Origin of the sequence: Streptomyces odontomachi, from assembly GCF_024435355.1 — a bacterium.
Classification (GTDB): domain Bacteria; phylum Actinomycetota; class Actinomycetes; order Streptomycetales; family Streptomycetaceae; genus Streptomyces; species Streptomyces odontomachi.
Map to the genome: position 1 here is coordinate 600292 of NZ_JAMJWG010000001.1, position 11863 is coordinate 612154.

Annotated in this window: 10 protein-coding genes; all 10 read right to left on the minus strand. The window is 71.7% G+C overall.

All coding sequences use genetic code 11. The annotated features are described in order from the left end of the window. Positions 1–70: 70 nt before the first annotated feature. Positions 71–655, minus strand: a complete 585-nt coding sequence (locus NQO67_RS02495) for a LeuD/DmdB family oxidoreductase small subunit (protein ID WP_255945829.1) — start codon at positions 653–655, stop codon at positions 71–73. Continuing rightward, the gene (locus NQO67_RS02500; RefSeq protein WP_255945830.1) at positions 652–1989 is read right to left on the minus strand and encodes a 3-isopropylmalate dehydratase large subunit; all 1338 of its coding nucleotides are present in this window, start codon (positions 1987–1989) and stop codon (positions 652–654) included. The genes NQO67_RS02495 and NQO67_RS02500 overlap by 4 nt, the downstream gene beginning before the upstream one ends. Then, a complete protein-coding gene (locus NQO67_RS02505; protein ID WP_255945831.1) occupies positions 1986–3335 on the minus strand; it encodes a 3-isopropylmalate dehydratase large subunit in 1350 nt (449 codons plus the stop codon). Before NQO67_RS02505 ends, NQO67_RS02500 begins: the two co-directional genes overlap by 4 nt. Beyond that, positions 3332–3889, minus strand: a complete 558-nt coding sequence (locus NQO67_RS02510) for a LeuD/DmdB family oxidoreductase small subunit (RefSeq protein WP_255945832.1) — start codon at positions 3887–3889, stop codon at positions 3332–3334. Before NQO67_RS02510 ends, NQO67_RS02505 begins: the two co-directional genes overlap by 4 nt. A gap of 61 nt (positions 3890–3950) precedes the next feature. Then, entirely contained in the window at positions 3951–5030 is a 1080-nt protein-coding gene (locus tag NQO67_RS02515; protein ID WP_255945833.1) for an ornithine cyclodeaminase family protein, read from the minus strand. Then, complete coding sequence (locus tag NQO67_RS02520) at positions 5027–6250, minus strand: aminopeptidase P family N-terminal domain-containing protein (RefSeq protein WP_255945834.1); 1224 nt, start codon at positions 6248–6250, stop codon at positions 5027–5029. Before NQO67_RS02520 ends, NQO67_RS02515 begins: the two co-directional genes overlap by 4 nt. Continuing rightward, on the minus strand, positions 6247–7482 hold the full coding sequence (locus NQO67_RS02525) for a M24 family metallopeptidase (RefSeq protein WP_255945835.1): 1236 nt from the start codon (positions 7480–7482) through the stop codon (positions 6247–6249). The genes NQO67_RS02520 and NQO67_RS02525 overlap by 4 nt, the downstream gene beginning before the upstream one ends. A gap of 3 nt (positions 7483–7485) precedes the next feature. Then, the gene (locus tag NQO67_RS02530; RefSeq protein ID WP_255945836.1) at positions 7486–9048 is read right to left on the minus strand and encodes an MFS transporter; all 1563 of its coding nucleotides are present in this window, start codon (positions 9046–9048) and stop codon (positions 7486–7488) included. A gap of 429 nt (positions 9049–9477) precedes the next feature. After that, positions 9478–10098: a MarR family winged helix-turn-helix transcriptional regulator gene (locus tag NQO67_RS44145; protein WP_255945837.1), complete on the minus strand. Its 621-nt coding sequence runs from the start codon at positions 10096–10098 to the stop codon at positions 9478–9480. Positions 10099–10382: 284 nt separating this feature from the next. Beyond that, entirely contained in the window at positions 10383–11849 is a 1467-nt protein-coding gene (locus NQO67_RS02540) for a dihydroorotase (RefSeq protein WP_255945839.1), read from the minus strand. Positions 11850–11863 lie beyond the last annotated feature (14 nt).

Consider the following 11863-nt stretch of genomic DNA (forward strand, 5'->3'; position numbering starts at 1 on the left):
AGCATGATCCAAACGACCGGCCCCAGGCCACCCGCCTCCGGACACGGCCCCCCACTCGCGGGCGGATGCGTCAGCCGAACAGCTCCGGTCGCTGCTCCGCCAGCGCGATCAGGCCGCCGGCCGCCAGCATGTCGATCAGGAACGGATCCGCGGGGCGCCCCGAGCACGTCTCGCCGGTCGCCGTGTTCGTCACCAGGCCGGTGGTGATGTCGACCGTGAGCGGGTCGCCCTTGCGGGCGAGGGCGGTGACGCCCTCGGCCTCCAGGGCTGGCAGTCCGATCTCGAAGCAGTTGCGGTAGAAGGTCCGGGCGAACGTCTCCGCGACCACGCAGCCGATCCGGGTGGCCTGGAGCGCCTTCGTCGCGATCGCACGGCCGGACGACTGGCCGAAGTGGCGGCCGGCGACGACGATGTCGCCGGGCCGTACCGCATGCGGGAACTCCGGGTCCAGGTCCTCCAGGACGTGCTTGACGATCTCGTCCATCGGGTCGAAGACGTAACGGGACTTCACCAGCTGGTCGGTGGGGATGTTGTCGCCGAACGTCCAGCACCGTCCTTCGAACCGCCCCGCGAGCCCGCTCCCGGAGCCCACCGCGCCCGCGGCGGCCCCGGCCGCCGGTGCGCCCGTCGTGCCTCCACTGCCTGCGGCCGTCATGCCACGCCCCTCTCCGCACCCGTGTCCGTACCCTTCGCGGCCGGCACCGCGCCGTGCGCCCGGGCCGCGCCGACCAAGGCCGCCCCCGTGATCTCCCCGGCCACCGCCGACGCCGCGACCGTGCCCGCCGACGCCAGGTACACGGCCGCCTCCGTGCTGCCGTTGCGGCCGGGAAAGTTCCTGGAGTGGGTGCAGACCATCGCTTCGCCCGCGGCCATCGCGCCCATGTTGATCGCCTGGTTGGAGCCGGTGGACGGGGGGAACCAGGTCGCGCCCGCCTCGTGCAGCGAGGCCACCAGACCCTCGCGTACGGCCTCGGCGAACACCTCGCGACTGGACGGCACGATGTTCAGGCGGGTGTGCGGATGGACGCGCCGGCCCCGCAGCACCTCGGCCGCCTCCCGGATGTCCTCGATGCGCCCGCCGCCGTGCCCGCCGAGTTCGGCCCAGCCGACCGGGGTCCCGGCGACGTCCGTGACCGGCTTGGTGTTCCCGACCGTCGGCGGGCAGGCCACCTGCGGTACGACGGCGCCGACGTCGTACCGCAGCACCGTCGCAGCGTCCTGGGCACCGTCACCGCGCGGCAGCTCGCCGGCGAAGCCGCCGGACGGCCCACCGGGCAGCGTGCGGACGAACGCCGCGGTGACCTCGTCCGGTTCGACGTACGCGCACTTGGCGCCCAGGTCGACGCAGAGCAGCGGGAACAGCCAGCGGTCCCAGAAGGACGCCTGCTTGACGTAGGGGCCCGCGAACTCCAGCGCCCGGTAGTTCAGCGCGCCCTCACCGATCTGCGCGACCAGCCACAGCGCGACGTCGCGCGCCGTGGTGCCGGGCCGCGGCGTCCCGTGCAGCTCGATGCGGACCGTCTCGGGGACCCGGAACCACGCCTTCCCGTGCGGCAGCACGGTCCCCGCGTGCGAGTCGTTGCCGAGCGCCACCGCGAGCGTCCCGAGCGCCCCGTGTACCGGGGTGTGACTGTCCGAGCCGACGACGATCATGCCCGGCCGGACGTACCCGCCGCGCACCGCCGCGTGGTGCAGGTTGCCGTTGCCGCAGTCCAGCAGGGTGATGCCGTGCTTGCGTGCCCATGCGCGGTTGGCTTCGAGGATCTGCGCCTGGCGTTCGGTGGGCGGTGAGAAGTGGTGGTCGAAGACCATCACCGCACGCTCCGGGTCGGGGATGGGACGGCCGATGCGCCTCTCGTACACCTCGGAGGTGAGATAGCCGCTGAGGTCGTGCATCAGCAGCCGGTCCACCTGCGCGATGACGATCTCACCGGGCTCGACCGAGGCCCGGCCGCTGGCCCGGGCGAGGATCTTCTCCACGAGGTTCATGACCCGTCTCCTTCGGTGCGGCCGGCACCGGCCGCCGCGGCCACCCGAGATGTGCGCGTCTCGGCCAGCACCTCGGCGGGGTTGGTGATCACCCCGCGGATCGCGGAGGCCGCCGCGGTGGCCGGACTGCCCAGGAAGATCTTCGACTGGTAACTGCCCATCCGACCCTGGAAGTTGCGGTTCGCGGTGGACAGCGTGGCCTCGCCGTCGGCCATGGCGCCGCCGTTGCCCGCGCAGGCCCCGCAGCCGGCGTTGGTGATCATGGCGCCGGCGTCGATGAGGGTGGCAAGGACGCCGGTCGCCGACGCCTTGGCCATGACCGCGCTGGAGGCGGGGGTGACCACGAGCCGTACGCCCCGTGCGACCCGGTGCCCGGCCAGCACCTCGGCGGCGATGGCGAGGTCGTCGTACTTGGCGTTGGCACACGACCCGATGAACACCTGGTCGAGCCTGGTGCCGCTGACCTCGTCGACGGCGACGACGTTGTCCACCGTGTGCGGGACCGCGATCTGCGGGGTGAGCGCCGAGCAGTCCAGGCGCACCACGTCACGGTAGGCGGCGCCCGCATCGGGCAGCAGCACCTCGTAGCCGTCGGCCGGGACGCCCGCCTCGTCGTGCAGATAGGCCCGGGTGATCGCGTCGGGCGCCACGTAGGCGTTCTTGGCGCCCATCTCCATCGCCAGGTTGCAGAACGTCATGCGTTCCGACACCGACCGGGAGGTGACGTACGAGCCGCCGAACTCGGCCGAGCAGTAGGTCAGCCCGTCGGCGCCCAGGTCGCCGATGAGCTTCAGCATCACGTCCTTCGCGTACGAGCCCACCGGCAGCGCCCCGTCGACCTCGATGCGCACGGACTCGGGCACCTTGACCCACAGCTTCCCGGTCACCCAGGCCGCGGTGATCTCGCTGAAGCCGACTCCGGTGCCGAAGGCGCCCAGCGCGCCGTAGATGGTGGAGTGCGAATCGGTGCCGATGATGAACTGACCCGGCCTGACCAGGCCGTTCTCCATCAGCACGATATGCGCGATGCCGGCCTGCACGTCGAAGAAGTTCGTGATGCCCATCCGCTCGGCGAACGTCCGGCAGAGCTGGTGGTCGGCCGCGGTCTTGGCGTTCATGGCCGGCGAGATGTGGTCCATGACCATGGCGACCCGGTCGCGGTCGTAGAGCCGGTCGACGCCCATGCGCTCCAGCGTGCGGATGCACCGCCAGCTCGCGGTGTGGCTCATGTAGAGGTCGGGGTAGGCGTCGACGATCTGCCCGGGGGCGAGGTCGTGCTCGCCGGACGCGCGCTCTATCGCCTTCTGGGCGAACGTCCTGGGGGCCTCTGTCGGCTCGGTGCTCATCGTGCCGTGCCTTCCTCTGCGGCGTCGGCCTGCTGGAAGCTGCGCATCAGATGGGGGATCAGGCCGCCGTCCTCGAGGATGTCCCGCAGGCCTTGCGGATACGGGGCGAAGGTGAAGGTGCCGCCCGCGGTCTCGACGGTGCCGGCGTCGTAGTCCACCCACATCTCGCCCGCCGGCTCGCCCTCGCCCGCGGCGGCGCCCAGCGCCTGGACGGCCCCGGGACATTCGACGGCCACCAGGCCGGTGTTGATCGCGTTGCGGAAGAAGACCCGCGAGAACGAGACGGCGACCACGGCCTTGACGCCGGCACCGATCAGGCAGCTCGCGGCCTGCTCGCGGGCGCTGCCGCAGCCGAAGTTGCGCCCGGCGACCACGACCCGGCTGGCGCGGAGGCGTCGCTGCACCTCGGGGCCGAGCGGTTCGAAGGCGTGCTCGGCGAGTTCCGCCGGGTCGATGCTGACGAGGTAGCGGCCGGGGATGACGACGTCGGTGTTGACGTCGTCGCCGAAGACGATGGTGGTGCCGCCCACGCGGTGTGGGCTGTCGGATTGCATGACGGGTGTGCCTCTCTGCCGGACGGGCCCGAAGGGCGGTGGGACGGTGTGCACGGCGCTCTCACGGACTCGTCGACTCCAGGAACCAGTCCGTCGGCACCTCGTGGCCGAGCCCGCGCTGCTCCGCCAGCCGGAGCGCCCGTGCGCACACGGCCGCGAACTGCACGCCCATGCCCGTGTTGTTGGCGAACACGGTGATGTCCTCGGGCGAGCGGCGCCCCGGCGCGGCGCCGATCAGCACCTCGCCCAGTTCGCGGATCTCGTCGAAGGCCATCCGGCCGCGTTCGACGGGGCCGAGGATGTCGTACTGCTTGTCGTGGTGGACCTGCTCGCGGGAGAGCACGGTGATGCGGTCCGCCCGGTCGAAGGTGGTGTCGTCGAGCTCCCGGCGGGTGGCGGTGCCGTCGGGTGAGGTGATGGCCGTGACATGGGTGCCGGGCTCCAGCCAGGCCCCGTCGAAGCAGGGCTCCATGGTCGCCGTCGCACACGTGACGATGGCGCAGCCCGTGACCGCGTCCCGCGGGTGGTCCACGGCGACGATGCGGCGGCCGGTGCGTTCGCTCCAGGTCTTGGCGAAGGTCTCACGGTGCTCGGAGGTGGGGCTGTACACCCGCACCTCCTCGATGCCCGGGCGGACCAGCAGCAGCGTCTCCAGGTGCGCCTCGGCCTGCCAGCCGGAGCCGAACATGCCGGCCACCGTGGCGTCCTCGCGGGACAGCTCCCGGATGCCGAGCGCGGAGGTGGCACCGACCCGCATCTTCTGGATGTAGCTGTCGTGCAGGATCGCCAGCGGTTCCAGGGTGGTCAGGCTGTACAGGGTGACCAGGCCGACGAAGCGTCCGCCCGGCGCGGCCGGGACGAGACGGCGGCGCTGTACCCCGCTCGGCAGGGTCTCCACGCCCGCCAGGTCGGACGTGATGCGCAGCGCCCACACCCCGCTGGAGACGTTGCCGCCCTCCTGCGACTTGAAGCGGTAGCAGAAGCCGGGGTACCTCTCGTCCTCGACCGGGAAGTAGGTGTGGTTGCGGGGGCGGTTGGCGCCCAGGCCGCGGGTCAGCTCGCCGTAAGCGGTCTGGAGGGTGTCCAGGCACTCTTCGGCGGTCAGCACCTGCTGAATGTCGTCGTTGGACAGAATCCTCACTGCGTGGACCTCCCGCCGGGCGCTGCCGCCCTGTTGGTGCTCTGCTCGTGCCGGTCGTTCTCGTCGTGCTGCTCGTGCTGGTGGGAACCGTCGTCGCCGAGTGCCCCGGTGCCGCAGCCGCGGGTGAGGGGCCGGGCGCCCTGCGCGGTGACGAACACGGTGTCGGCGAGCGCCGCGTAGCCGCCGCCCGGCAACAGCGCGTCGACGGTGACGGCCACGGCGGAACCTGCCCGCAAGGGGGTGCCGGCGGGCCGTACGCGGTACTCGCCGCCGGATGCCAGATCCGTCTGGTCCACCCAGCCGACCTGGGCGTTCGAACCCTCCGGCAAGCGGTCGAGCGCGGGACGCGCGGCTGCTTCCAGGTCGGCGTCGCAGGCACCCTCGCGTGCCGCGGCCAACGCCGCCTCATGTGCCTCGCCCAGCGCGGCGGCCCAGCCGGACCCGGCCGCGCCCGCCAGCCGGGCGGCGTGCACCCACAGCGTGCGGTACTGCCCGGTGACCTGCACGCACTCCACGCCGTCCAGGCCGTGGGCGGTGTGCACCTGGACGTCGAGGAAGCCGGCGCCCCGTACGAGGCGCTCCACCGTGGCGACCCGGTCCCGCCCGCCGGGACCCTCTGCGGCTGCGGCGGGGGGGGGCGAGCCTTCGGTGCCGGCCGGGGCGGCATCCTCGACCGCCGCGTCCACGGCCCGGCCCACGACCCGCCCCGCCTCCGCCAGCAGCGCACGCTCGGCCGCCGAGGGCACCGCGCGCTGCTCCCGCACCCAGGAGGGCAGTTCGCGCACCTGCCAGCCGGGCAGTGCGGCACGTAGTTCGGCGACGACGGACGCGGGCCACAGGGGCGCGTCGATCAGGCCGAGCGTGCCCGGCTCGCCGCCGCCGGGCAGTTCCGCCGCGGCCTTGGCGGCGAGCGCACCGAACTGCTTGCCGCTGGCGATCCGGGTCACCGTCGACACCCGCCGCATCCACGGGTGCACCCGCGGCGAGAGCTTGGTGAGGAACACCGGCTCCCCGGTGGCCGGGACGGCGAGCACCCCCTCGTTCCAGTAGATGCACAGGTTGGTGAGGTAGGCGATGTCGTCGGAGGCGAAGACGTCCCCGTAGACCAGCGCCAGGTCCACACGCTCTTCGGCCAGGCGACGTTGCAGGTCGGCGACCCGCTGGCGCCATTCGTCCACCGGCACCTCGGCCGGGTCGAGTACGACGAGTCCACGCTTCATGCCGCGGCCTCCTTCCCCGGGCGGCCGGTTCGGCCCTGCGCGCCCTCGGCCGAGTGGAACAGCTTGCGTTCCGTGCTGATCAGCACCTCGGGACCGTCCTTGGTGACGCGTACCGGATCGCCCAGTACGTGGTAGCCGGCGATCGGCGTGTAGGTGTTCGGGTGGATGATGAAGACGGCGTTCTCGGGGAGCACGGTCTCGTTGCCCTCGATGATCGGCGTCTCGTCCAGGTGCAGCCCGTGGCCGTGGCCGCGTACCCGGGTGTACGTGCTGGTGCAGTACTCGCCGTAGCCGTGCCGGCGGAAGACGTCGTTCTGGGCCTTGGCGACGTCGTGCGCGGTGACGCCGGGCCGGGTGGCCGCCATGCCGGCCTCCACGGACTCGTTGAAGAGGTCGAAGGACCTGCGTTGCGCGTCGCTGGGCGGGCCGACCACCGCCGAGCGGCAGATCTGCAACCAGTAGCCGGCCATCTGCGGTGTCAGCTCGGTGCGCACCATGTCACCCGCCTCCAGGGAGCGCGGGGTGGGCGCCGTCATGCCGCGCACCTCGTCGCCACCGGAGGCGATCAGCATGAAGTTGTCCTCGGCGCCGAGCCGTTTGATCTCGGCCTCCACCTCGGCGACGATCCGGTACTCGGGCAGCCCCGGTTCGAGCACGTCGACGAAGGCCTGCCAGCCGGCCGCGCAGACGGCCGCGGTGCGCCGCATCCGGGCCAGCTCCCAGTCGCTCTTGACCAGCCGCACCCGGTCCATGAGGGCGGTCGCCGAGACGAACTCCGCACCCGGCAGGGCCCGCCGCAGTGCGTCGGCCAGCAGCCCGGGCAGCAGCTCGAGGTGTGCCACGCCGACCCGCCGGGGCCGCAGGTCACGCAGGGGATCGGTGAGCGCGGCGGGCTGCGGGGCGTCGAGCAGGGCGGTGCGGCCGACCCAGCCGGGCGCGGCCAGCGCCGGCAGGTCACTGCGGCGCGTGGAGAAGGCGCTGACCTCGGCGGCCGCGGAATCGGCGGGGAACAGGACGAACGACGCGGCTCCCGTCAGGCGTGCGTCGGTGAAGTACCGCACGTTCTCCCTGCGCCAACCGGGCGCGAAGGCCAGCAGCGCGTCCAGACCCTCCTCCGCCATCGCGGCGCGCACCCGGCGATGGCGGAGATCACGCTCGGCGAGGTCGGCCGGGTCGAGGGAGGTGCCTGGGGCGGTGGACGTTTGTGGGGTGCGGGATGGGGTGGTGATCATCCTTCACCTTCCTGTTCCGGGTCGTACGGGGTGGTGGCCATCGGCAGCGGTGTCGTTCGGCGCCGTGCCGCGTGCCGCGATGTGTGCCGTGATCTGCTCGACCGTCTTGCCGCGCGTCTCGAAGGTGGCGAGCAGCGCGGAGATCCCGGCGAGCACCGAGACACCGGCGAAGAGCACGAAGAAGACATAGCCGGGGGCGTGCGCGGCGAGGATCCAGCCGATGACCGTGGGAATGACGAGCCCGCCCGCCTTCTGCCAGGCCGCCGCCCAGCCGAGGCCCGTCGCGCGGTTCACCGTCGGATACAGCTCGCTCGCGTAGACGAAGAGGGTGCTGCCCGCGAGCCCGCTGCCGAAGAACGTGGCGCAGCAGCCCAGCACCACCACCGCACCCGTGGCGTCCGCCGCTCCCCACACCAGGCAGAACGCGCCGCTCACCAGGAACGAGACGCCGATGGTGATGCGCCGGCCGATCCGTCCTGCGATCTGCCCGGCGAGCAGCGCACCGGCCACACCGGTGGCGGTGATGATCGCGGTGTAGGTGAGGCTGCCCAGCAGGCTGTTGCCGCGTTTCTCCAGGATCGAGGGGAGCCAGGTGGACAGGCCGTAGAGGAAGGCGCCAGCGCACAGCTCCATGAACCAGAGGGAGACGGTGAAGGCGGCGTAGCGCGGGCTGAGCAGGTTCAGGACGGAGCCGGCGGGGTTGCGGGCCGAGGCCTCTTCCTCCGGGAGCACGACGCCGGGTTCACCACGGCCGGACGGGGCCTTGGCCGGCCGATCGTCCTCGGCCGGGGTCGCGGTGGCCGTGTCCTTCGGCGCACCCGATCCGGCCGCACCCGATCCGGCCGCATCCGAGCCGGCGGCATCCGGTCCGGCCGCCAGCGATCCGACGATCTCCCGCGCCGCGTCGACGCGTCCGTGCCGCAGCAGATAGCGCACCGACTCCGGCAGCACCGCCAGGATCAGCCCGCTGACCAGCACGGGGACCGTCCCCACGACGAACATCGCCCGCCATGACAGCGCCGGCACGAGCGCCGCACCGACCACGGCGGCCACCGGCAGCCCGATCAGCCACGCTCCGGTGGCGCTGGTGACCAGGGGAGCGCGGTGTCGATGGGGCACGAACTCCGTGATGTACGGCAGCACGATGGCGATCTCGGCGCCAAGGCCGATGCCTTGGCAGAACCGCGCCGCCATCAGCGACGAGTAGTCCCAGGAGAGCGCGGCGAGCACGGAGAACCCGCCGAAGACCAGCAGGCAGAACGCGAGCGGCACCTTGCGGCCGAACCGGTCGGAGACCGCCCCGGCGACGGCGGCACCGACGAGCATGCCACCGAAGAGCACGGAGCTGAGGTAGCCGGCCTGGTCGCTGGTCAGGTGGAAGTCCGGGATCACACCAGGGAGCACGACCCCGGTCAGATTGATGGTGAATCCGTCCAGGAAGTGCCCGATCAGCGCCGTGCCGTAGATCACCGCATGGCGTCGGGTGAAGCGGGAGTGGTCGAGTCGGTGGAGTAGCTGGGCCGGTTGTGCGGTGGTCGTGCTGTCGGGCGCGCGGTCACGCGTCATGATCGATGCCACCTCCTTGTGGCTGACTCTGCGTCTCCCGGGCGGAAGTGAGGAGCGGGAGCGGGAGCGGCTGTACGGGACAGGGCGGCCCGTGCGTGGTGCCGCGGCGGTCCGTGCGTACGGGGCCCTGTCGGTGGCCCGGTGAGCACACGCGTCGCCTCGATCGGCGTTGCGCGGGGATCCGCGTGCCTGCGGGCGGGGCGTGCGCGGGTCTTGCCGGGCGCTCGGGGATCGGCCGGCCGCGTGGCAGTGTGTCGCCGGGCCGGAACGCGTCGCTCGCACTCGGGCGGCGAGCGATCGGGAGGGTGGAGCACCGGGTCGCCCACGGTGCTGCGGTGGTGCGGAGCTGCGGTGGTGTGGCGGTGTAGAGCTGCGGTGGTGTGGCGGTGGGCCGCCTGCTCACCCGTGGGGTGTGCGGCGGGCGACGTGCTACCGGCTGTCCAGGTGCCCCTGGATCTCGGCGTACAGCTGGTAGAGCGCGGGACGGATCAGGTCCCGTGTCTCCTCCGGCAGGCGCGCGGTGAGTTCTGCCGTGAACTTCCCGAGCGCCTGGTCGCCCGCCTCCAGCGCCGCGAGCCCCGTGTCGGTCAGGGCAAGGCGCATGGTGCGACGGCTGGTGTGGGACACCCCGCGGGTGAGCAGCCCCTGCTGGACCAGCTTGTCGACGCTCTGCGACACGGTCGACGGGTTGCGGTGGGCGAGCTTGCACAGGGCGGTCAGCGAGGTGTGGCCGTTGTTCACCCGGGAGAGTATGCGGTACTGACGGATCGTCAGCGGTTGGCCCAGGCCGGCCAGCAGCTCCGTCTGCAACCGGGTGAGTCGGCCGCCGAGGGCGAGCAGCACCTCGCCGATGTCGTCCGGTGTGGGGGCTACCGCGTCCGCGTCAACGGGTTCCGCTGCGACTGCTCCCGCGGTCCCGGCATCGGTAATGCCATCGCCAGACCTCCTCGTGTCGCCCTTGCCCGAGCCTTTGACGGTGCCGCCCCGGTCCTCCTGGGGGGCGTCGGCGTCTGCGGAGGACGAAGCGCGCGAAGCACCTGCTGGTGTCACTTTGGCCTCCGAACTGTTCGGTACCCGAAGCTTTTCGTTGCAGGGGAAGTTACCGCCGCCTCGTGGCCGCGGCAAGGGGTGCGGGTGAGAAACTTCGGTCACCGAACAGTTCGGCGGAAGGGAGGGTGCCAGGGTGAGGCCTCAAGGGATAGCGCCGGTGAGGGGATACCGGCGGGGGTGGGCGGCGTTCGCGGTGCACAACGGCGGAAGCCGCACCGTCCACCCCGAACCGGGTGGACGGTGCGGCTTCCGCCGGGCGAGCCGTGCGCTCCTGTACCTGCCGCCTAGCGCGTGGTGGGGCGGGACAGGTAACGGCCCTGGGGGGTCCCGAGGACCTTGCCGTCCCCGTAGATCTGCTGACCGCGCAGGAACGTGGACTGCACGCGCGCACCGATCTCCATGCCTTGCAGCGGGGTGTACTCCTGAGCCGACTCCGAGTCGGCCGCGTCCACGATCCACGACGTCGACGGATCCACGAGCACCACGTCGGCGTCGTAACCCGGGGCGATCCGGCCCTTGGTGGGCAGGCCGAAGCGCTGTGCCGGCGTCCAGGCGGTCAGTTCCGCGACCTTCTGCAAGGGCAGGCCGTGGGCGGGCGCCGCACCGGCGAGGCCCGGCAGCAGGTACTCCGTACCGCCGAACCCGGACTTGGCCGCGAACACGTTGCTCTTGGGATCGCCGAACTTCGTCTCCTCCTTGCAGCAGGCGTGGTCGCTGACGACCCAGTCGACGTGGCCCGCCACCAGGTGCTCCCACAGCGCGTCCACGTCCTCCTGCGGGCGCAGCGGCGGGTTGACCTTGCCGCCGATGCCGGACGCCGTCTCGATGTTCGCGAGCAGGTGGCCGATCGTCACCTCTCGGCGGAAGTTGACCTGCGGAAACGTCCTGGCCATCAGCATGGCCGACTCGATCGCCTTGCGCGACGACAGGTGCAGCAGGTTGATGTTGGGCAGCTCCGTCTCGGCCGCGAGGAAGCTGGCGATGGTGACCGCGAGCCCTTCCGAGTGCGGTGGGCGCGAGGCGCTGTAGGCGGCGAGACCGTCGAGTGTGCCCTCCTCCTCGACGATCCTGGTGTAGGCCGTCATGATCTCGGCCGTCTCGCAGTGCAGGGAGAGCGAGATGGCGTCCGCGAGCTCCGGGTGGGCCTCGCGCGCCGCCTGCACCCCGCGCATCACGAACTCGAAGTGCGCCAGGTCGTAGCGCTCGTCGGGCGGGATCATCAGGAACGCGTTCTGGTCGGCGGAGCGCCCGTGCAGGCCGTGGCTGCCGTAGAACATGAAGATCTTGAACGAGGTGACGCCGAAGCGTGCGATCAGCTCGGGGATCTCGTCGATGTGCGACTTCTGCATCGGCGCGAGGTGGAACCCGTAGTCGACGTGCGACCGTCCTTCGGCGGCGTCGAGCACCAGAGGGAAGATCTCGTGGTAGCTGCCGCCGCGGTTCATGTAGTACTGGCCGGTGCGCATGTAGGTGAGAGCCGTGGTCACGCCGCCCTGGGCGCACGCGCCGCTTTCGGTCGCCGTGTCGTCCGACAACGGGTTGTAGATTCCCCAGTGCTGGTGTGCGTCGACCACTCCGGGAAACGCGAGCAACCCCTTGCCGTCGACCACCTCGCCGGCCCCGGACACTTCAATGTCGGGGGCGATGCGGTGGAACACCCCGTTCTTGATGCCGATGTCCGTGGTGGGGATGTCCGATGCGTCGTGCCTCACCAGACGGACGTTCTTGATCAGCAGGTCCAGCTCGGTCATGGTGCTCGTGCCTT

What these genes read in the sequence shown, in the direction of transcription:
- NQO67_RS02495 (WP_255945829.1), bottom strand. Translation starts at nt 655, where the DNA reads ATGACGGCCGCAGGCAGTGGAGGCACGACGGGCGCACCGGCGGCCGGG.
- NQO67_RS02505 (WP_255945831.1), bottom strand. Translation starts at nt 3,335, where the DNA reads ATGAGCACCGAGCCGACAGAGGCCCCCAGGACGTTCGCCCAGAAGGCG.
- NQO67_RS02540 (WP_255945839.1), bottom strand. Translation starts at nt 11,849, where the DNA reads ATGACCGAGCTGGACCTGCTGATCAAGAACGTCCGTCTGGTGAGGCAC.
- NQO67_RS02530 (WP_255945836.1), bottom strand. Translation starts at nt 9,048, where the DNA reads ATGACGCGTGACCGCGCGCCCGACAGCACGACCACCGCACAACCGGCC.
- NQO67_RS02520 (WP_255945834.1), bottom strand. Translation starts at nt 6,250, where the DNA reads ATGAAGCGTGGACTCGTCGTACTCGACCCGGCCGAGGTGCCGGTGGAC.
- NQO67_RS02500 (WP_255945830.1), bottom strand. Translation starts at nt 1,989, where the DNA reads ATGAACCTCGTGGAGAAGATCCTCGCCCGGGCCAGCGGCCGGGCCTCG.
- NQO67_RS02510 (WP_255945832.1), bottom strand. Translation starts at nt 3,889, where the DNA reads ATGCAATCCGACAGCCCACACCGCGTGGGCGGCACCACCATCGTCTTC.
- NQO67_RS02525 (WP_255945835.1), bottom strand. Translation starts at nt 7,482, where the DNA reads ATGATCACCACCCCATCCCGCACCCCACAAACGTCCACCGCCCCAGGC.